The organism is Pseudomonas sp. S3_A09 (genome assembly GCF_054668065.1).
The window spans coordinates 2,717,958-2,738,879 of record NZ_CP162752.1 but is presented as its reverse complement, the minus strand read 5'-3'; the positions used below and the strand labels follow the sequence as shown (position 1 = coordinate 2,738,879).

Sequence of the window (20,922 nt, the reverse complement as noted above, 5' to 3'; positions counted from 1 at the left end):
AGGCTCTTCTAGAAACGGTAAGTGAGGTCGACGAGCAGACGCAGATCGCGTTCGCGATCGCCGTCGTAAGGTCGGCTGATCAGGCTCAGGTTGGCGCCGGCTTCCAGGACATCGTTCCAGCGATAGCGTTGGCCGTAGCCGACCAGACCAATGCCACCGGTGGAATAATCCTGCTGGCTATACGTACCCGCACCGACCTGGAACTGCTGACTCCACTGGGTCTCGTAGCGGTGATAGAGCACATGGTTGATGTTGAGGACAGGCAACACGGTGAAGTCCGACTTCGGGTTGAAGTAGACCGTATCTTCCTTGCTGTTACGGCTGGCGCCGACTTCCAGGCCCAGGTCCACTTGCACTTTCGGCGAGCTGTAGAGGCCTTCGCGGCCGCTGAGCAAAGCTTCGAATCGGTCGTTGCCGTCGCTGAAATGGGAGGGGCTGAGGGTCAGTTTCCACTCGCGGCTTTCATTGGCGCGCCAGCGGATGAAACCGCTGCCGCCGTTGGCGGTGATCCCGTCATTCAACGCGCGCAATGGCGTGGTGGACAGGAGGTAGCCGAGGCTACCGCCGTACTGCCAGTTGTCGTTGATGTCGCGCGCAATCGACACGGCGGCACCTTGTTTTGAGCCATCGCCGTAGGAATGGTTGGAGACCTCGGCTTCAATGGTCATGTCACGGGTACGCCGCTCCACGCCGACCACTTGCCAACGGTGATGGCCAGTGCCTTCTTCAAAGTCGGCCGTCGCATAACCGGCACCGGCGAACAGGCGCCAGTCTTCGTCGATCGGCGGCGTGTAGAGGCGGCTTTCAATGCCCCAATCCCGGCTACCCGAGACGGCACCGGCATCGCCGTTGTTACCACCGCCAAAGCTTTTACCGGTGTAGGCCTCGACGCGCAGCTCGGCCATATCATGCACATCACGCAGGCGTTTGAGACGCTGCACCTGGCGGTTGTCTGGGTTACGGGCGACCACATCGTCGGTGAGGATGTCGAGTTGACGCCATTCCTGCAGGTCCAGGGCCGTGAAGCCTTGGGACATCTCCAGGCCGATGTCACGCGGGCTTTGCGTTTCGGTTTCCTTGAGTGAGCGCTCGGCGCGCCGTGGCCAGTCGCGGGCTCGGTACATCTCGGCTTGCGCCAGGCGCAGGCCGATGCTGCCAGGCGCCTTGCCGACCAGTTCTTCCAGGGCTTTTTCGCTGGACGGCAGGTCGGAACCATAGGTGCCGGCCTGGGCGGCCAATTGTTGGGCGTCCATCCACTCGTCGTTTGGGTTGCCGATCGGTAGCCCCTTCAGTTCAACACGAGGTTTCTGGCTGTCGGCCAAGTTCTTGGCGACCGCCCGCGCTTCGTCCACCTGATCGTTTTCGAGCAAGGCGTAGAACAGTGCGGTGCTGTCTTCAACACGATCGCCCACATCCGCATCGGGAGCGCTCAGCGCTTGGCGATACAAGGGCGCAGCCTTTTCCGGCAGGCGCTGGTCGAGGTAGGACGCGGCCACCCAACGCACCGCATAGGTGGGCAACTGCACACCTTCGGCTTGGAGGGTTTCGTACTCGCGGATCACCTCGGCGGTACGCGCCCGCGCCTTGAGCGCACCCAGGCGGTCGATGCGCCAACGCACCACATCGTCTTTGGCCGTGGGGTCCGGGGTCCAGCGGGCGAGGAGTTGATCGTAGCCCTGCAAAGCGCGATCAGCGATGACATAACGCTCTTTCTCGGTACGCGTGGCGAACTCGGCCATGCGCACGCGCTCGGCGGCCAGGTCGCCTTCGAGACGACGCTGGGTCACGGGGTCGACAAGACCGGGACGCTGGGCGGACAGGCGCAGTGCGGGCTCGGGCAGACGCGCTTTTTGCAAGGCGACGATGTATTCGCGAGCCACTTCCGGTTTGTCGCCGGCGCGGATAAACGCCTGGTCGAATTCGTGCAGTGCGTCGTACTGCAAACCCGCACGGGTCAGCGCATAACCCAGGGCCATGCGTCGATTGGGATCATCCGGTTTGCCGGCCACCAGCGCACGAGCGCGTTGCACCGCTTCGTTGGTTTTGCCGCCGTCAGCCTGGGTCAGTGCCAGGCCCAGTTGCAGGTCAACATTGTTCGGCTCACGCAGCAGCGCTTTGCGATAGACCGCCTCGGCCCGCGCCCACTGCTTCTGGTTGCGATAGGTGCGCGCGACCGTCGCCAGCGCCTGGGCGGTCAAGTTGCGATTCTGACCCTGTGCCTCGTACACCTTCAGCACTTCGGCATCCTGGCCGGCCCAACCGGCGATCACCAGGTGATCGCTGATCTGCCCCGGCGTCTGGCGCTCGGCGGGCATTTGGCGAAGTTGAGTCAGGGCGGGTGTGAAGTTGCCGTTGCGCGCCTGGATGATCAGGGCGTCATAGGCCGGGTCGGCCATGGCGAAGGTGGGCATCAGCAACTGGCTGCACAAGGTTACCCCGATGAGCAGCCGTAACCGGCCTGAGGCACTGAGTGGAATGTGTCGCAGCATATCGTGAGCTTCCTTACACACGGAAAGCTGTAACGATAGGTGGTCCTGAGCAATCTGCATCAGGGTGTCGGCGTCTCGTGACCCGACCTAGCTTTCCTGTATGAACTATCCCCGACGCGCCGATGAAAAAGGGCAATCAATAACAATTGTTCAGAATTGCCCATCAAATCTGAAATACCAATGGGGGAGCGGGCTTGCCGGCGATAAGGGGGTACCGGCCAACACACGCGCCGACCGTTTGACCCCTATCGCGGGCAACCCCGCTCCCCCATTATTTATTTCTGGGCGATGGCGAAATATTTACTGCGCGCCGCCCACCGCACCCATTTTGGACATCACGAAGCCAATGAATTGCTCGACGGTCATCTTCTGGCCGTTGAAGGTCACTTCATTGTTGGCGTAATGCAGCTTGGACACTACGTCGCTGCCGACCAGGGTTGCCAGCTGCGTGCCTACGGCCATGCCACTGACCATTTCGCTCGCCATCTGGGATTGCTGCTCGATGGCTTTAGGGTCGGTCACACCACCGACCTGCGCCTGCAGGGCGGCAACGTCGGCGATCATCGGCTTGGACAGGGTCAGGTTGGCGTCCAGCAGCGAGACCATTTGCTTGCCCAATTCAACCGGAGGCAGCTCCATGGAGGTCGGCTTGGCCAGGTCCACTACCAGATTGAACTTGCTTTCGCCGTGGGTGGTTTTCAGGGACAGGTTTTCCAGCGCCAGGTGCGGCTTGGCAGCCAGCAATTGGTTGACGTTGGCTTCAGCAAGGGTTTGCTCGGCTTCGGTCAGTTGCAGCTCAGGCACTGGTTGGCCGGCAGCGGCAGCGGCTTGTACCGGCTGCATCTTGTCCTGATACAGCTTGGTCAGCACCAGACCGGACGGCACATCGATGTTCTTCAAGCTCAGGGCCATGGCAGCAGAGCCGACCGGCTTGCCCTGGTAGCCAATCTCGTCGATCTTGTAGTCGACGCGGCCGGACATGTTGTTGTCCTTGATTTCGCTGGTGTCTTTCTGCTCGAAGCCCTTGAGGGTCATCACGGCTTTCTGCGGGCCGAAGGTGAGCTTGGTGTCGCTCAGCTCTACGGTGTTCTGCCCGGTGTAGAAGCCGAAGGTGGATTTCTCCAGGTTGCTGGCCACGGTCAGACCGGCGAGTTCGACGTTGAACGGCGCGCCATTGGCGTCGACTACGTCCAGCTTGAGGCTGTTCATATAGCCTTCAACCTTGACCTTCTTGCCCTCCGCGGTGCTGTCGAAATCCAGGTTCACACCGGAGAAGCTCACCGAGGATGTCTCGTCCTTGAATTCCAGCGGCAGCAATTCGAGGTTGCCGGTGACCGAACGGCTGTAGCCGATATTGGCCACGCCTTTGAGCGGCGGCACGTCTTTGGCGGCGGCGAACCATTTTTCGGTGGTGGGGTTTTTTTCCAGCGCATAGTGACTGGTGGCCATGACCGGCAGCCACTTCAACGACACCAGGCGCGAGAACGGCAGCGGGCCGTGTTCGATATGGTCGACAAACAGCAGCTCAGGGTTCGGGTTCTGCTCGCCGAAGAACGAGCCTTGCCCCTTGAGGCGATAGTGCGCGGTGCTGCTGAACAGGCCACGTTCCAGGGACACCAGCTCCAGGTTAACGGTGCCGTCGACGCCGGCCATGGAACGTTGCAGTTCCTTGTTGGCATCCTGCACGGCCGTTTGCAGCACCGGCTCCAACTGCTTGCCGGTGTACCAGGCACCGCCTGCACTGACGACGCCCACGGCGACAACGAAACCCAAGAGAACTACGGCTGGCTTATTCATGAAGTGACCTGATCAAATCCTGTGAGAAGTGGGCTGTCTTCCTTGAACCCCAAGGGGGATTGGCTCAAGCCCGCCGAAAACGGGGGAAGATTAGCACTGGCGGCTGCGAACGGCCCAGCTTTTCAGAGGCCTCAGTTCAGGACTGGTTCAGGAATACTCCAGCTCTATTTCATCCAACTGGTGGTCGAAACTCTTCAGGCGCGCCGTCCAGGTGTACACCAGCACCTCAAACTCGCGGTGTATCACGGCATTGCCGGGGGTGTCGGCCTTGGGGTCGCAGAAGTCCAGTTGGTAGCGTTCGCGGGCCATTTGCGTGGCCACGTCGGACAATTCCCGCGCGTTGTTCAGCCAGTGCCTTCCGTCGGCCACTTGCCGGTCGAGGGCCACGCACTGTTTCTTCAGGACTTCGAGGCTTTTTTCCAGGGGTGTGCCAGTGAGGTCACCCATGACCTCCTGGAAGGTCCGCCCCGGCTGCCAATAGCTGCCCCAGAAATAGCGGTCGAACACGGTCTCGACCCGACGCAGCGCGACCTTGGTGTCCCAGATCGCCACGCGGGTCTTGCCTTGTTCGAGGAGTTTTTTCTTCACCCGTTGATTCTGGTAAGAGGCCCAAGCCACTACGCCGATGGACAGGGTGCCGATCACCAGGCAGGCGCTGTCGAGAAACACCATCGCCTTGTCGAGTTGGTGAGCCAGCATGACGCCGTAGAAGTAGGTAGCCGACAACAATACCAGTGCGAAACACACGCACCAGAAAGCGGGAGCATAAGGGTTTTTCATTATTGGAATCCCCATGAGCAAACGCGAACAGTGACAGGCAGAGCGTCACGGCTCTCCACCTGTCAAAGCATAGTCATTCGCTCAGGGTTTGCTGGGCTGAGACGCTTGCGTTCGTCCGCTTTCCCAACCACCGCCCAGGGCCAGGAACAGATCGATCTGGCTCATGGCAACCTGAGTGTTGGCCGCGGCCAGTTGCGCGCGCACATCGGTGTACGTGCGGGTGGCTTGCAGGTCGGCCAGGAATGAGGCGCGTCCCGCCTGGAAGAAACGGTGAGTCTGCCCTGCTGCTTCCTTGGCCGACTCGCCGGCTTCGGCCAAGGCATCGCGGCGTTGCAGTTGCGCGGTGTATTGCGCAAGGCCGGTCTGGGTTTCGCGGATGGCATTGAGCACCACCCCGTCAAAGTGCGCCAGGGCGCCCTGGGTTGCGGCTTCGGCCTCGTGGACGCGCGCGCGGGCGCCGTTGGTCGGTACAGTCCAACTGATCATCGGGCCAAAGCCCCAACGGTTGGTTGCAGGCTGACCAAGGTTGTCGAGCAGGCCAACGGTGCCCACGGTGGCGCCGATGCTGATATCCGGGTAAAGCGCGCCAGTGGCCACACCGATACGTGCGGTGGCTGCGGCCAGTTGACGTTCGGCCTGGCGCACATCGGGACGGCGTTTGAGCAGTGTCGCACCATCGCCGACCGGCAACAGTTGGGCGATATGGGGTAATTCAGCGCAGGTGCCGGTGCCCGCCGGCAGTTGGTCAACCGGCTTGGCCAGCAGCATCGACAAGCGGAACAAACCAGCTTGGCGCAGCGCTTCGTAGCGCGGCATGTCGGCGCGCAAGGATTTGTATTGGGTTTGCGAACGGGTCACCTGGGTTTCATCACCACGCCCGGCGTCACGCAGGCGTTGGGTCAGTTGGGTGCTCTGGGCTTGCAAGTCGAGGGACTCGTTGGCAATCGCCAGTTCTTCGTTTGCCGCACACACTTGGGTGTAGGAGCGCACGACATCGGCCACCAGCGTGATGCGGGCGATATCGGCAGCGGCCTGGGCCGCATCGGCGCTGGCCTGGGCGCTCTCGATGCCGCGCTGCAAGGTGCCGAACAGATCGAATTGATACGAGGTGGTGATCCCCACACTGCCGATGTTGCCCACCGGGACTTTGTCGGCCAGCAAAAACGCTTCGCCGGACTCTTGCAGGCGCTGGGCCTCCGCCTTCGCGCCGAGGCTCCAGCCGCCTGCGGATTCAGCTTGCTGGGTCTGATAGCGCGCACGCTGCAAGTTCGCGGCGGCCACGCGCAAGTCAGTGTTCGAGGCCATGGCCTGGCGCACCAGCTCATCCAGGCGCGGGTCTTTGTACAACTTCCACCAATCGGCCGGCACCGGCGCCGACACTACGTTATTGCCCTCGCCCGCAATGTGCCCTTGCAGGTCGCCACGGTTGATGGCGGCTTTATCTGGCAGCGAGTAATCCGGCCCCACCACTTGGCAGGCCGACAGCAACAACCCCAACGCAGCGGTGGCCAACAGCTGCTTCATGGTTTGTCTCCGTCTTTAACCTTATCGCCGATGATCGAGACGGTGGCTGTACGGCCGGCGATCATGCGGAAGTCGGCCGGCACATCATCAAAAGCGATGCGCACCGGAATCCGCTGGGCCAGGCGCACCCAGCTGAATGCCGGGTTGACGTTGGGCAACAGGTTGGAGCCGCTGCTGCGGTCGCGGTCTTCGATACCGGCGACGATGCTCTGCACATGGCCGTGCAGACGGGCGTTGTCACCAATCACACGGATGTCCACACCCATGCCGACGTGGATGCCGTCGAGTTTGGTCTCTTCGAAATAACCATCGATATGGAAAGAGTTGCTGTCCACCACCGACAACACCGGGCGCCCGGCGGTGACAAACTCCTGGGTACGCGGCGCACGGTCGTTGACGTAACCGTCCACGGGGCTGCGGATTACCGAGCGATCGAGGTTGAGCTGGGCAGAATCCACCGTCACCTGAGCCTCGGCCAGGGCCGACTGGGCACGGGCCACGCGGGACTGACTTTCTTCCAGTTGTTCGCTGGGCACCAGGTTGCCAAGGCCGCGGTTACGCTTGTACTCGCGCTGGGCCTGGGCCAGGGTTTCCTGGCGGTCGGCCACGGCGGCCTGGGCTTGGCGCAACGCCAGTTTGAAGCGGTCCTGGTCGACGGCAAAGAGCACCTGGCCCTTGGTCACCAACTGGTTATCGCGCACGTCCACGCGCTGGATCAGCCCGGACACGTCCGGGGCGATCTGCACGATGTCGGCACGGATGTGGCCGTCACGGGTCCAGGGGGCAAACATGTAGTACATGACCATGCGCCACACCACGACGACCGCAAACGTCACGATCAACAGGGTCAGGACGACACGGCCGATGGTCAAAAAAGGTTTTTTCATGTCATCAGGTATCGACTGAGTGAGTCCACCGCGCCCAGCAACAGCGCGTAGAGCCCCACATTGAACAATGCCCGGTGCCAGACCAGGCGATAGAAGTGGAGCCGGGTCAACAACCCGTGCACCACCAGGAACAACACGTACGTAATGCCCATCAGCACCAGCAGCGTGGGCAGGAAGACCCCGCTGATATCCAGATCACCGATCATAAAGGCGCTCCATCAGGCAGCGGCGCTTCCATCTCGGTGCCGCCAATAAATTCCACGCCCGGTAGCAGTGACAGGCGCAAGCCAGCCAGCGCGTGCAAAAGGTGCAGGCGAGTGTCGTCTTCGTCTTGCAGGCCCTGGCCGTTGAGGGCGCGGCGGGTGCGGTCCAGGGTCATCAGCAGACCGCTCGGCGCAGGCAAGCGTTCACCGGCCTTGAGGCACGCCTTGAAGTAACCGCCTACGCCTTCGACGACTTGGTTGAGCAACACCCGTGGCACACCGAGGATGCGCGGCGAGTAGGCCAGCAGATCGAGCAGATTCAGCGCCACGCGCAAATCGCGCAGGGCGGTGCCGGTGTCTTGGTTGATCAGGGCCAGGCGCGGCAGGTGCTGCATCAGACGGTCGAGCATCTGCGCAGCCATGTGCCGGTGTTCGGCCAGGGTCGCGGGCTCGGTGAGGCTGACGATGTCGCGCCAACTGAAACGGGTCAGGCGCTTGGCCGCCAGTTCAGCACCGAAGGGCCGCGCGATCAGTGTCCACACAAAGGCAAACAGCAAGCCCACCGGCCCCGCCAGGTTGACGTTGGCGAAATTGAGGAAGTCGGCGTCATAGGCGCCCTGGATGCTGATAAACGACGAGGTGTTGACCAGCGTCAGCAGCATGCCCAGGTAAAAACGCGGCTGCACCGTGAGCGTGCCGATGCAGATAAACGGCACGGCGAACGCCAGCACCAGCATCGGAAAGTCATGCAGGTTGGGCAGCACCAAAAACAGGTAAAGACTGGCGAACAGCACCGACATGGCGGTCCAGAAAAAGAACCGGTAGATCTGTGGCGCCGGGTCGTCCATCGAGGCAAAAAAGCTGCAGGCGACGGCGGCCAGGATCACCGCGCTGCCGCCGTCGGTCCAACCGAGCAGGATCCACAGCACCGAGGCAACGATGATCGCGGTGACGGTGGAAAACGCCGAGTAGAACATCAGGCCACGGTCGAGGAACGGCGTGAGCCGGCCCAGGCGCCAATGGCGGTACACGGCGCGCCAGGTGTCCTGGCTTTCGCACTGGATGGCGGCTTGCAGGCTGCGGCAGTCTTGCCACAGGTCGATCCATTCGCCCAGGCGGTACAGCGCGTTGGAGAACAGCAATGTGTGACGATCGTCCAGCGCTTCACCTTGAGGTTGCAAGGCATCGACCTGATCGCGCAAGGCGCGCCAGCTTTCCATCGGCGCAGCGTCTTGGGTGCCTTCCAACCATTGGCGGGTCGCCTGCAGCAGCGGCGTGATCTTATCGAGGAATTCCGGCGCGCGATGCTCGATGGCATACAACGCATCATCGAGCGCATCCACCACCGGCAACAGGTGAATCATACGCCCGCGCAGTTCCTTGGTATTACGTACCGTCTGGGGGCGCGCGCCTTCGTGGGGCAGTTGGCCGATCATCAGTTCAAGGGTATTGAAGGTGGCGACCATGCCACCGCGCAGCGTGCTGATTTCGTCAGGCTCAACGTTGCGCGTCAGAAAGCGCTGGCTGTAGACCTGGGCATCGGCAAACCACTTGGCCACCGAGCCATCAAACACCGGCATCAGCCGGCGCGGCCAGAACATCGCGCCCACCACGGCTGCCACCGCGATGCCAAGGAAGATTTCCTCGGTACGCGCCTCGGCCACGTCCCACACTGCCAACGGGTTATCCACCACCGGCAGCGCGATCAGCGGCAAGGTGTAGCCGGCCAGCATCAGCGCGTAGTTGTTGGCGGTGCGCAGGTGCATGGACAGAAACAACAACGTGCCCGTCCACAAGGCAATCACCACCACCAGCATGTAGGGCGATTGCACGAACATCGGCACAAAAATCACCGCCGCCGCCGCGCCCATGAAGGTGCCGATGGCGCGGTACAACGCCTTGGAACTGGTGGGGCCGACAAACGGGCTGGAAACGATATACACCGTGGCCATCGCCCAGTACGGACGCGGCATTTGCATGAGCATGGCGATGTACAAGGCAATCATCGAGGCCGCAAAGGTGCGCACCCCATAGAACCAATCACGGGCGGGCGGGAAACCGGTAAAAAATCCGTTCAAAGCGAAGCCGCCTCGAAGGCGCGCAGCACACGCAGCGCGGCTTCCATGTCGCTCCGGGGAATGTCTGCCAGCACTTCCTTGCGCAGGCGCACCAACTGCCCTTCCACCGCTTGCACCAGTTCGCGGCCGCGCTCGGTCAGGCTCAGGGCCTTGGCGCGACGGTCATGGATGTCTTCGGTGCGGCACACGTAACCATCGGTGCACAGGCGGTCGAGCAAGCGCACCAGCGACGGGCTTTCCATCCCTGAAGCCTGGGCAACTTTGACCTGGTGCACACCATCGCCCAAGCGGCCGATCATCAACAACGGCACGGCGCAGGCTTCGGAGATGCCATAGCTCACCAGCGTGGTCTGGCAGATTTTGCGCCAGTTACGGGCGCCCACCACCATGCTGCTGCTGAGGTTCATCTGGAGTTGTTCGGGAGAATGAGGCACTGGATAGTTCGCATACAGTTAGTTTGCTAACTATCAATATGGTGGATGGATCGAAATGCGTCAAGTTTTGAAACAATTTAGCGGATGGGTGGTGGTAGGGGTAAGTAAAGCGGGTTTGGGGGCGGATGCAGCATTTTCTGACGCTGCAAAATGCCTGTGTGGGCTTGCCTACGATGGCGCGGTCCAGTCGAGATAGACGTCGACTGAAACTTCGCTATCGCAGGCAAACCACACACACAGTTTGATCAGTTTAGGTTTCAGGTCTGCTGTTCGGCCTGGCCATCCAGGCGGCGCTGGATTTCGCCCATCATCTCCAAGCCGTCGCGCAGCGAGACCAATGTAGCTGTAACCAGATGATGGAGGATTCGTACGGGCGCTGGCACATAGCGCAGCGAAAATGCACGTTCAGATAAAAGCATCAGCATTTTTTGCTCCATCGCCACACGCTCCAGATTTTTAGAATCTCCGATGCGCCAATCAATCCAAGCATTAACGGCACGCTGTAATGCGGGACAATTCGCGCGCCTATAAAAAGAAGTGAAACAGACGGAATAACAAACACAAGCCGTAAAGGCGCTTGAAAAAAAACAAGCCACCAAACTGTTTTTTTTTGGAGAAGAAACATCGCGCACGATGCAAATATTGACAGCTGTAAAACTAACGCCAACACAAACATATATTGCTGCACAACACTGTGCTCCTGCAAAATAGCTGAAGCGTTTACCACGTCACTTAAATACGGAATTCTGTTATTTAAAAAACTATTGATTGAGTACCAAATGAGATAAATCGCATCCATCGCCCCCCACAACAGCCAAATTCTACGACGGCTCATTTTGTTCCACCCTTTATCTCATACGCCTCATCTTGCGTAACTGGCTGCCAATGCCACGATTTTCCCCCAACCTGCCACTTGTCCTCTCCCTCCAGAAACCGTTGCGGGGTATGCCGCAGCTCGCCATATCGACGTATGGCAGAATCCGCGATGCGGTGCTCCTCGAAATCATTAAGTGGTACCCATTGCTGAATGAGTGTTCTGGTCGTGTTTGCTAAATCTTTACCGTCAGAACCAAATACTCGACCTTGATCACCCATAGACCCTAATCGATTGACGGCTATAATCGCGGTGTTTTTCACTCCGTCATAATCGATGCTAAAAAATGCCCATTTTCCCGGCCCTGCCACCTCCTCGCCCTCAAGCTGGCGAGGAGAGAATCCAATAGGGATACATCGCCTGGCACCTGCGTCATTTAAAGCGCCCAACCGCTCTGAAATAAGTAGCCACTCTCCACTTTTAACTTTCTCAAGTATTCCTTTTCGCTCATTCCTCCCTACACACGAACTCAAACGTACAAGTTCAGACAAACCAAATAAATGGGCAGTAGAGGAAAGTTGAGACTCAACAATTGATGTCGCAAAAATAGGGCTTACAAGTTCAATCGTCGAGGGATCAAAATTTTGTAGTTGTCTACGCGGAATTAGTTTTTGCATGTCGCATCTCTTGTCAATAGGAGGTCCTCCCTTTGATAAGAAAAAACGTCTGCCGCGACCATCGTCCGTTTCCTTTAAAGAAATAGGACATTTCCCATATTCTCCACAAAATTTCAGAACCGCCCTATTACTCCTCGATTAACCTCAGGGTCTCCTCCTCGATAAACTCAAACACCTCCTCCGCCACGCTGTACTGAAACTGCTTGCGCCGATGCTTCGAAACCTTGCCCGCGTTATCCAGGCACATCATCACCAGCTTCGACAGATCACTGCCGCGCACGTCATAACGCTGGTTCACGGCCTTGATCACGCGGTCGTAGCGGTCGAGGAATTCGGTTTCTTCACGCAGTTCCACTTCCAATGCGCGTCGAGCCATTTGCAGGGTGAATTCGACACAGCGGGTGGCGTCCCAGTAGCGGTAAATCGACGGGTGGCCGATGAACTCGAAGGCCATTTCATCGCCGTCCAGCCAAGTCACGCTCCAGAATTCCCGCGTGGGTTGGGAGAACGCCTTGAGCGCCTCCAGATAGGCCGCCTCTTCGTGCTTCATCGCAACGGAAACAGGCAGCAGCAGTCCGTTCTCCAGCGCGCCGTAGTGGCAGAGTGTTTGGTGGATCAGGAAGCGAGACAGGCGCCCATTACCGTCCATGAACGGATGCAGGAACACAAAGCCGAAAGCAGTGACGGCCGCCGCCACCAATGGATCAACCTCTCTCACAGGCTGATTGGCGAACGCCATCAATTCTTCCATCAGGTCCTGACAGAGTGCCGGAGCAGGCGGCACATAGCTGACACCCGCTGCACCACGCAGGCCGTTGTGCAGGTGGTTTTGTTCATGGCGGAATGCGACGGCTTTGTCGAACGGGTTGGAGACGGTGCTGTTTTGCAGCTCGACCAAGTAGTCCTCTGTCAGCAGCCGCCCTTCGTGGGCCTGGCGTAAAAGCTGGACAAAGCGTCGGGATTTTTCTTCACTGGGTTGTTCTTTTTCGATAGCAAATGAATCGCGGGTTTCGTGGAGATAGGCCCACTGGATCGCGCGGTCCATCATTTCTGGAGGCAGGGTTGCCATGAAAGATCTGGCGCGACCCAACACATCAAGCGCCAACAACGTCTCTAACTCAGGCGTTCTCTCCACAGTCGCGCAGTAATGCAGAGAGCCCAGGCCATTAAAATCAATTCGCCAACGACTGTTGCGGATGCTTGGGCCAGTCACATAGCGCTCGGGATCAAACAAGGCAACAACACGCCCCCGAACAGGTAGTGCGTAATCAAGCACTCGCCCGGTAAATCCTTCCCACAAATAACAGGCTTTACGGATAAAGGCGCCATGGGGAGATTCCGCCAAACCGGCCAAAAGTGGCTCCGGACCAAGACGTTCAAAAACCTGGGCAAGTATGGCGAGATTCACACCCTCATGCTTGAGTGCGAACAGCACGTGCTCAAACAGGACATGTTGCGCAGGTGCAACGGCATGCGGAACCGCCAGGCAGTTGCCGATCAAGGTGATTCTGGTCACGGGTTTAATCATCGCGACGCGGTGAGGCGGGATGACCTTTAAATCCAGCGACTCGCAGAGATGTGCATATCCGACTGTCGCCAAGGTGAGCTTCCCCAGAAAAAATTCACTTGAGCGATTAAAGCCCAGTTTTTTTTACCTCTCACCATTTTTTTTTACATTATCGTGTTTCAGCAAAGTTTTTTTTACACCCCTCGCCCACCCCGCAACATCAAATTCAGCTCATCCACCACCTCAGCCCAATCTGCATCCTCCAAAATCTCCTCGCGCAAAAACGCCTTCTGGCTGTCCGTCCAGAAAAACGCATCCGCCAGTTTCAACTCCGGCTTGAGCGGCGAATGAACCGCCACAAATTGCTCGATACTCACCGGGTCATCCGGCAGGCCCAGCTGTTTGAACAGTGACGGCAAGCTATGCACGGGCGATTCCATGGCGGGCTCCTGAAAGAAATGAATTAACCCAGTCTAGCGGCAGCCCTCGGGTTGCGCCGACGGTGCGTTGCACACCACAAACAATCGCGCCCTCGCGCCGCCGCCATCCTGGCGACTGAGTTCGCGCCAGCCTTCAGGCAGCGGGGCGAAATCGTCCGGTGCTTCGTTGCTGCTGATCAGCCAAACGCGGCGGGTGTCGGCGGGCAGTGCAGACAGATGGTCCAGGTAAATACGCCCGCCGTCCTGGTCCACCAGGGTGCCGAAGCCATAGGCATTCGGCCGGGTGGGCGTGCCATCAGGTTTGGGCGGGGTGTAGAGCTGCAGTTGGGCGTCGGTCTGGTCGTAATACACGTAGCTGAGGTACCACATCATGTCGCTGAGGACGATGCGGTCGTCTTCCTGGTAATTGCGGTTGACGAACTCCACCGGCACGTTGAACTGGTCGTGTTCGTCCACGGTGAAGTTGTTCTTCAAGCCCACCAGTTCCACGCCGACAAACAGCACGAACAACGCCGCCCCCAACAGCGAAAACCGCGACGGCAAGCGGTCGATGGCCATCGCCAGCAGGATCGGCAAGCTCAAGGCGTATACGGTCAGGTAACGTTCGATAAACACCGGGGAAATAAACGACACGCCGTAGACCAGCAGCAGTGGCAACAGGAAAAGCAGCGCCAACAGGCTGGCGGGTCGATGGCGCTCGCGGTCACGCCAGGCCGTGATGACCACGACCGCTACCAGCAGCAACGGGAACAACCAGAACAGCGGCGCCCAGAAGCCGACGCCTTCATCCTGCAGCACGAACTGCCAGATCATCGACGGCAGGGAGAACAGGTTGACCGGTTCTTCCCAACCAATGTCGCCGCCCACCTTGAGCTGGTCGACGTGCTGCACCAGGTCCAGCAGATTCGGCAACCACGGCAGGTACATCAACACAATCGCAGCGTTGGCCACCCACCAGGCCGGGCGCGTGATCAGCCGTTGGTCTCGCGGCATCGCGCCACTCAGCACGCCCAGGTAGGCCCAATGCACCAGCACGCACAGCGCGGTGAAGTAATGGGTGTAGAAGCCGGCACTCATCAACACCCCGTACGCCGCCAGATACCGCGAGCGCTCGGGGTGACGCACCCAGTACACCAGCGCCAGCGTGGCGCCCAGCAACCACACGCCCAGCAGCGAATACATGCGCACTTCCTGGCTGTAGCGCACCGCTGTCGGCAACAATGCCAGCAGGATCCCCGCCAGCAATGCCGCACGACGAGTGGACAATTGCCGCGTGAGCCAGATGCCCAGGCCCACGACGATCACGCCGGGAATGGCGCTCATGGCGCGAATCGACCAGATGCTGTCGCCGAACAATTCGATCCAACCGCGCAACAGGAAAAAATACAGCGGGGGGTGCACGTCGTGCGCGGCGTGGAACCACAGGTCGCCCAGAGCATATTCGCTGAGCAACAGGCTTGAGCCCTCGTCGCCCCAAATCGCCGCCGACGTCAGGTGGTAAAAGCGCAGGGCCATGGCCAGCGCCAGGATCGGCACCCACCAGAGACGGTTGATCCAACCGGCACCTTCCCAACTGAGGCGGTTAAGTGCGGGTAACGTCCCGACCTTTTCGTTTTGCTCTACCACAGACCGACGCACCTCGATTCCCCTGATTGCCCAAGCGCAAACACCGCCACTCTAGGACAAAAGATCCAGGCTGGCTGCTGGAATCGGACAAATCAGCAATTTGTGCAGGGCCTCTCCGAAGTAAATGCAGGAACACGCTATTATTGCCCTCCTCCAAGGACTCAGGATCAAGGACACGTCATGCGCATCGGTTTTTTGTCACCCCTCGCACTAACATTGCTGGCGGCTATGACCCAGCACGCTCAGGCAAGCTCTGACGACTCGTGTTATCCCGATTGGCGCGTCTCGCATGACAGCCTCGATTCATGCAGCAACCTGCCCTTCCTGAGCCCCGGTAACGACAGTCGCGTGAACCTGCGCCTGCTGCTGGCGGACAAAAAGGCCGCACCGCTTACGCCCAATGCCTTGAGTGAAGACGATTTGGCCCAAGGCTTCGGCCCAGTGCCCTTCCCGGTCTATCGCCTGGTGCCTGTCCCCGCCACCAGCGACGAGCCCGACACCAAACCGGACGACTCGCGCACCGCCGAACTCGACACGCTGCTACAGCCGCTGGGCATCAAACGTGACGAGTACAAGACCGCAGGCGAAGCGTTTCTGAATGGCGAGGGCAGCCGTTGCCGCAGCAACGATGATGACAGCGCCACTGCGTTCATCAGCCAGGTGATCAAGGCCGACATGCCAGCGACCGAGCGTGAGCTGCTGATAAAGGCGCGCTTGCAACTGCTCACGGCCTGTTCGTGGGACGGCCAGGTGGTGGACGCCCAGCAGATCCAGTCCAGCGACGGCCAACTGTTCCGTACATACCTGCAAGCCGCCGCCGACTTCTACAGCGGTCGCTTCGGTGACGCTGAGCGCGGTTTTGCCGCTGCCAGCTCCAGCCAGGTGCCTTGGCTGAAGGAAACCGCGCTGTACATGACCGCGCGTACATCCTTGAACCAGGCCCAGGCTGAAGCCTTTGACGAATACGGCATCCCGCAACTCAAGCATGTGGATAAGTCCGCCCTGGGGGATGCCGAAGAAGGCTTTCTCGGCTACCTGAAAACTTATCCACAAGGCGAATACCTGGCCTCCGCCCGTGGCCTGTTGCGCCGTGTTTATTGGTTGGCAGGAGATAACACCAAACTCGCCGAGGCCTACGCCTGGTCGATGACCGAAGCGACAGACGCGCAGCGCAATGTGTCGGTGGATGAACTGGTGGAGGAAGCCGACCTCAAGCTGTTGATGGTCAATAGCGAGACCGTCACCACGCCGATGATCCAGCTCGTCAGCGACCTGATGGTGATGCGCGGCGGCAACCAACCCGCCCTTTCCCGCGCGGACCTGGAGAAGCAAAAAGCAGCGTTCGCCAGCGCGCCGGAACTGTACGACTACCTGCTGGCGGTGTGCGCGCTGTACATCGAGCAGCAACCGGACGCCGCGTTGAAGCAATTGCCCCAGAGTGTGCCGTCGAGCCTCAATTACTTCGCCTTCAGCCAACAGACCCTGCGCGCCCTGGCCCTGGAAGCCAAGCAGGACTGGAAAGGCGCCGAAGCGCTCTGGCTGCAATTGCTGCCGCTGGCGAAGTTACCGCTGCAACGCGATCAGTTGGAATTGGCCCTGGCCATGAACTACGAGCGCAGCGGCCAATTGGCCAAGGTGTTTGCCGCCGATTCGCCGATCAGCGCCAAGCAGGTGCGCTACATCCTGCTGCGCAACGTCGCCGGTCCCGAGTTGCTGCGCCAGCAGATCGCCCAGGCCAGCGACCCGCTGGAGCGCCAGACTGCGCAATTCGTGCTGCTCTACAAAGACCTGCTGCGCGGCCAGTACGCAACGTTCGCCGACGACCTCAAGCAACTGCCGACCACCGCCCCGGACGACAAACTGGGCACCAGCCTGGGCTACGTCTACAGCGCCAGCCAGACCTTGAAGCTGTTCCAGTGGAACGGCGACAAAGCCGAGTCCGGCTACGCCTGCCCGAGCATCGCGCAAACCGCCGCGACCTTGCAGGCCGATGCGAAAAACCCGCAGGGCCTGAACTGCCTGGGTGAGTTCATCCTGCGCAACGGCCTGGACGGCATGCCGTTGGAGCAGGCCCGCGCCGCCGGCAGCCTGGGCAGCACCGCATCGGACTTCAAGGGGGAAACCTTCTCGCGGCTGGATGGCTACAAACAGGTGATCGGCAACGCCAAGGCGCCGAAAAATGACAAGGCCTACGCACTGTTCCGTGCGGTCAACTGTTACGCACCGTCGGGCTACAACAGCTGCGGCGGGCAAGACGTTGAACCTGCCGTGCGCAAAGCCTGGTTCCGCCAGCTGAAAAGCAGCTTCGCCGACACCCAATGGGGCAAATCGCTGCAGTACTACTGGTGAAGCAGCTGTGGTTAGGCTTGCTGTTGTTGGCAAGCCCGGCCTTCGGCGCCGTCGACGCCCGCGACTATGACGCCTTCTGGCTGTGGAGCGGCGTCACGCCACAGCCGGTGCTCAAGCAGGCGAAAACCCTGTACGTCCTCCAGGGCCAGATCAACTCCACGCGCCGCGCGCCCCAGCGCGGCGTGCAGATGATCGCCCAAGGCGTCAGTGTGCCGCGCCTTACCCAGGGCGACATCTGGATCGTCTACCGCGCCCACACCCTGCACTGGCCCGAGCAGGTCTACCGCCAACTGTTCGGTCAGGTGCAACGCTGGCGCGACGCGGGCAACCCGGTGGTCGGCATCCAGATCGACTTCGACGCCCGCACCCAATACCTGCATGAATACGCCAGCTTCCTGCGCGACCTGCGTCAACGCCTGCCCGCCGACCTGCGCCTGAGCATCACCGGCCTGATGGACTGGAGCAGCAACGCCGACCCAGCCGTCATCGCCCAACTCAAGGGCGTGGTGGATGAAGTCGTGGTGCAGACCTATCAGGGACGGCACAGCATCCCGGATTACGCGGCGTACTTGCCGCGGATGAACCGGCTGGGGCTGCCGTTCAAGATTGGCTTGATCCAGGGTGGGACGTGGGAGGAACCGGGGTATTTACAGGGGAGTGATTGGTTTCGGGGTTATGTGGTGTTCTTGCAGAACCCTTAAGACTTCAACCACGACCTGCAGGAGCGAGCTTGCTCGCGAAAGACGTCAACGATAACGCAGCGCTATCAGGTAGCGGCGCGTGCTCCATGCGTTTTTCGCGAGCACGCTCGCTCCTACCGTATGCGGGCAGTTACCAATCGTAGGTCAGGCTCGACACCACCGTGCGTCCTTCACCGTAATAGCAATCCAGGTTACTGGTGCACTGCGAGACGTAGGTCTTGTTGGTGAGGTTCTGCACGTTCATCGCCAGTTTCACGCCCTTGAGTTTGAGTGGCGAACGGCTCAGGTCGTAGCTCAGGCTGGCGTCGTAGACACTGTAGGACGGCACACTGAAGGCGCCCTCGTAGTAGTCGCCCAGGCTTTGGCGCGCATAGCGCACGCCCAGGCCTGCGCCGAGGCCGGCCAGCGGGGTGTCGCCGAGCACGCTGTAGTTGACCCACATTGACGCGGTGAGCGGTGAGATGCCGGCAGGGTGACGGCCTTCGCGGCCATCGTTGTCCTTGGTGTATTTGATGTCATTGCGCGAGGCCGAAGCGACGATGTCCCAGGCATCGCTGAGAACGGCCTTGGCTTCCAGCTCCACACCGCGTGAGCGCATGGCGCCGCTTTGAGTACTGAAGGTGGTGTCCACCGGGTTGGTGGTGAGCACATTTTCCTGGTCCAGCTGGTAGACCGAGACCTGCACGAAACTCTTCTGGCCAGGCGGCTGGTACTTCACGCCGACTTCATATTGATTGCCCGTCGATGGCTTGAATGGCTTTTGGTTGGCGTCAGTGCCAGCCAGCGGCAGGAAGGATTCGGTGTAGCTGACGAAGGGGGCCACGCCATTGTCGAACAGATACACCAGGCCCGCACGCCCCGTGAATGCCTGGTCTTTGCTGGCGAAGCGGGTGTCGGTCAAGGGCTCTTTGTTCACCACATTGGCCCAGTCATAGCGGCCGCCCAGTACCAACGCCCATTTATCCAGCTTGATCTGGTCCTGCACGTACAGGCCGGTCTGGGTGATGGTGCGGTCCCAGCGGTACGGCTGGCCAAAGTTCAGGCGCTGGCCGTAGACCGGCTTGAACAGGTCGATGATCGGTGGGTTGCGGTCATACAGGCCATGGAACAGCGAGTTGGAATGGTAGTAATCCAGGCCGAAGATCATCGTGTGAGACAGCGCGCCCGTGTCGAATTCAGCCTGGGCGATGCTGTCCACGCCAAACACTTTGTTGTTCTGCGCCCAGTCCACGCCGAAGCGTTGCAGGTAGCGTTGGTCCTGCACGCCGGAGACCGGGTTGGCGACAAAACGGTAGCCGTGCAGCGGCGCGGTATAGCGGTCGTCGACCTCGGCGTAACGCGCGTTTTGCTTGAGGGTCCAGGTGTCGTTCAGGCGATGGGAAATCTCGTAGCCCAGTGCGTATTGCTCGCGGTTGTACTGGTTGACGCCCGGTTCGCCGATAAACACGTCACGCTTGATCTTACCGTTCGGGTTGTCCCACAGAGTGCCGGACGCCGGCAGGCCTTGGGCTTCGGGTACACCTTTGTCTTTCTGGTATTGGGCAAACACCATCACGCTGGTTTCATCGCTAGGCCGCCAGGTCAGGCTGGGGGCGATGAACTGGCGTTTGTTTTCGACGTAATTGATTTCGTCCTGGCCGTCATTGGCCAGGCCGGTGAGGCGATACAGAAATTGCCCTTGCTCATCCAGCGGGCCGCTCAGGTCGATGGCCGCGCTTTTGTGCTCGTAGGTGCCCGCTTCCAGTACCACTTGGTGGATCGCTGTTTCGCTGGGGCGCTTGCTGACCATGTTGACGATGCCGCCGGGCTGATTCTGCCCGTACAGCACCGAGGCCGGGCCTTTGAGCACTTCGATACGCTCCAGGGAGTAGGGCTCGATCTGCAACGCACCGCCAGTGCTGCCGCCGCCGTAAGGCAAGTGCAGACCGTCGAGGTACAGGGGCGTAGGCGAGAAGCCCCGGGACGTCGGCTCATCGAACAACTTGACCCGGTCGGCGAAACCACCCGCCGTCATGCCGGGGGTGTAAAGCAACGCCTGGGTGACGCTTTGCGCGCCGCGCGCCTTGATCTCGGCGGCGGTGATCACGTTGATGGTCTGGGGAATTTCCACCAGCGATGAGTCCGTCTTGCTGCCGGAGGCACTGCGCGTCGCCACAATGCCGTCCACCGGGCCCCAGGCACTTTCCTGGGTTTGCTGGCCGCTGATCTGGGTGGCGCCCAGTTGCAAAGGCCCGCCATTGGACACCGCCTGCAACGACCACCCGCCCTGGGATTGCATCGCCATCAGGCCGCTGCCCATCAGCAGCCGCTCCAGGCCCGACTCGACCCCATAGCGCCCCTGCAAGCCCGCGCTACGCTTGCCTTCGGTGAGCGAGGCATCGACCGACAGCAAAATGCCAGAGGCGCTGGCAAAGCGGTTCAGTGCCTGGTCAAGGTTGCCGGCCGGGATGTTGTAGCTGCGCTGCGCCTCGGCACTTTCTTCGGCATAGCCCAGCGTCGGCACCATCGGCACCGTCGCCAACAGGCTGACAAACAAGCCACGGCGCAGGGCGCGGGCCAAAGGTTGAATTGGGTGGTGCGGCATTGCAGGACTCCCCGTGAGAACGCTTCTTGATT

General features: G+C 60.3%; 17 protein-coding genes. 2 read left to right on the top strand and 15 right to left on the bottom strand.

Annotated elements, in window-relative coordinates:
* Positions 1–8 precede the first annotated feature (8 nt).
* From pgaA to AB4N92_RS12915, 14 genes are all read right to left on the bottom strand, one after another.
* Positions 9–2,489 carry a poly-beta-1,6 N-acetyl-D-glucosamine export porin PgaA gene (gene pgaA, locus AB4N92_RS12980; protein WP_236267436.1) on the bottom strand — a complete coding sequence of 827 codons (2,481 nt, stop codon included), beginning with the start codon at positions 2,487–2,489 and terminating at the stop codon, positions 9–11.
* A gap of 300 nt (positions 2,490–2,789) precedes the next feature.
* Positions 2,790–4,286, bottom strand: a complete 1,497-nt coding sequence (locus tag AB4N92_RS12975) for a YdgA family protein (RefSeq protein WP_010214241.1) — start codon at positions 4,284–4,286, stop codon at positions 2,790–2,792.
* 147 nt (positions 4,287–4,433) lie between these two features.
* Complete coding sequence (locus AB4N92_RS12970) at positions 4,434–5,066, bottom strand: hypothetical protein (RefSeq protein WP_010214242.1); 633 nt, start codon at positions 5,064–5,066, stop codon at positions 4,434–4,436.
* An 81-nt stretch (positions 5,067–5,147) separates the two neighbouring features.
* Positions 5,148–6,590 (bottom strand): efflux transporter outer membrane subunit, encoded by a 1,443-nt coding sequence (locus tag AB4N92_RS12965; RefSeq protein WP_010214243.1) that lies wholly within the window; start codon positions 6,588–6,590, stop codon positions 5,148–5,150.
* Positions 6,587–7,477 (bottom strand): efflux RND transporter periplasmic adaptor subunit, encoded by an 891-nt coding sequence (locus AB4N92_RS12960; protein WP_010214245.1) that lies wholly within the window; start codon positions 7,475–7,477, stop codon positions 6,587–6,589. The genes AB4N92_RS12965 and AB4N92_RS12960 overlap by 4 nt, the downstream gene beginning before the upstream one ends.
* On the bottom strand, positions 7,474–7,683 hold the full coding sequence (locus AB4N92_RS12955; protein ID WP_010214247.1) for a DUF1656 domain-containing protein: 210 nt from the start codon (positions 7,681–7,683) through the stop codon (positions 7,474–7,476). The genes AB4N92_RS12960 and AB4N92_RS12955 overlap by 4 nt, the downstream gene beginning before the upstream one ends.
* The gene (locus AB4N92_RS12950) at positions 7,680–9,758 is read right to left on the bottom strand and encodes an FUSC family protein (protein WP_010214248.1); all 2,079 of its coding nucleotides are present in this window, start codon (positions 9,756–9,758) and stop codon (positions 7,680–7,682) included. The genes AB4N92_RS12955 and AB4N92_RS12950 overlap by 4 nt, the downstream gene beginning before the upstream one ends.
* Positions 9,755–10,165 (bottom strand): MarR family winged helix-turn-helix transcriptional regulator, encoded by a 411-nt coding sequence (locus tag AB4N92_RS12945; protein WP_010214249.1) that lies wholly within the window; start codon positions 10,163–10,165, stop codon positions 9,755–9,757. Before AB4N92_RS12945 ends, AB4N92_RS12950 begins: the two co-directional genes overlap by 4 nt.
* 284 nt (positions 10,166–10,449) lie before the next feature.
* Positions 10,450–10,617: a hypothetical protein gene (locus AB4N92_RS12940; RefSeq protein WP_021491665.1), complete on the bottom strand. Its 168-nt coding sequence runs from the start codon at positions 10,615–10,617 to the stop codon at positions 10,450–10,452.
* Positions 10,611–11,027 carry a hypothetical protein gene (locus AB4N92_RS12935; RefSeq protein ID WP_080938467.1) on the bottom strand — a complete coding sequence of 139 codons (417 nt, stop codon included), beginning with the start codon at positions 11,025–11,027 and terminating at the stop codon, positions 10,611–10,613. Before AB4N92_RS12935 ends, AB4N92_RS12940 begins: the two co-directional genes overlap by 7 nt.
* Positions 11,024–11,683: a hypothetical protein gene (locus AB4N92_RS12930; protein ID WP_144410405.1), complete on the bottom strand. Its 660-nt coding sequence runs from the start codon at positions 11,681–11,683 to the stop codon at positions 11,024–11,026. The genes AB4N92_RS12935 and AB4N92_RS12930 overlap by 4 nt, the downstream gene beginning before the upstream one ends.
* A 127-nt stretch (positions 11,684–11,810) precedes the next feature.
* On the bottom strand, positions 11,811–13,283 hold the full coding sequence (locus AB4N92_RS12925) for a Fic family protein (protein WP_031290698.1): 1,473 nt from the start codon (positions 13,281–13,283) through the stop codon (positions 11,811–11,813).
* A 101-nt stretch (positions 13,284–13,384) separates the two neighbouring features.
* Positions 13,385–13,630 carry a DUF2789 domain-containing protein gene (locus AB4N92_RS12920; RefSeq protein ID WP_021491669.1) on the bottom strand — a complete coding sequence of 82 codons (246 nt, stop codon included), beginning with the start codon at positions 13,628–13,630 and terminating at the stop codon, positions 13,385–13,387.
* Positions 13,631–13,663: 33 nt separating this feature from the next.
* A complete protein-coding gene (locus tag AB4N92_RS12915; protein WP_021491670.1) occupies positions 13,664–15,268 on the bottom strand; it encodes a glycosyltransferase family 39 protein in 1,605 nt (534 codons plus the stop codon).
* Between the two features lie 168 nt (positions 15,269–15,436).
* Between AB4N92_RS12915 and AB4N92_RS12910 the strand changes: the two genes are divergently transcribed.
* Together AB4N92_RS12910 and AB4N92_RS12905 are read left to right on the top strand one after the other, a co-directional pair.
* Entirely contained in the window at positions 15,437–17,605 is a 2,169-nt protein-coding gene (locus AB4N92_RS12910; protein ID WP_154974334.1) for an outer membrane assembly lipoprotein YfiO, read from the top strand.
* Entirely contained in the window at positions 17,602–18,306 is a 705-nt protein-coding gene (locus tag AB4N92_RS12905) for a DUF3142 domain-containing protein (RefSeq protein WP_236267470.1), read from the top strand. Before AB4N92_RS12910 ends, AB4N92_RS12905 begins: the two co-directional genes overlap by 4 nt.
* 130 nt (positions 18,307–18,436) lie before the next feature.
* On the opposite strand, the gene AB4N92_RS12900 is transcribed toward AB4N92_RS12905, so the two are convergent.
* Positions 18,437–20,890, bottom strand: a complete 2,454-nt coding sequence (locus tag AB4N92_RS12900; RefSeq protein WP_236267472.1) for a TonB-dependent siderophore receptor — start codon at positions 20,888–20,890, stop codon at positions 18,437–18,439.
* Positions 20,891–20,922: the final 32 nt, after the last annotated feature.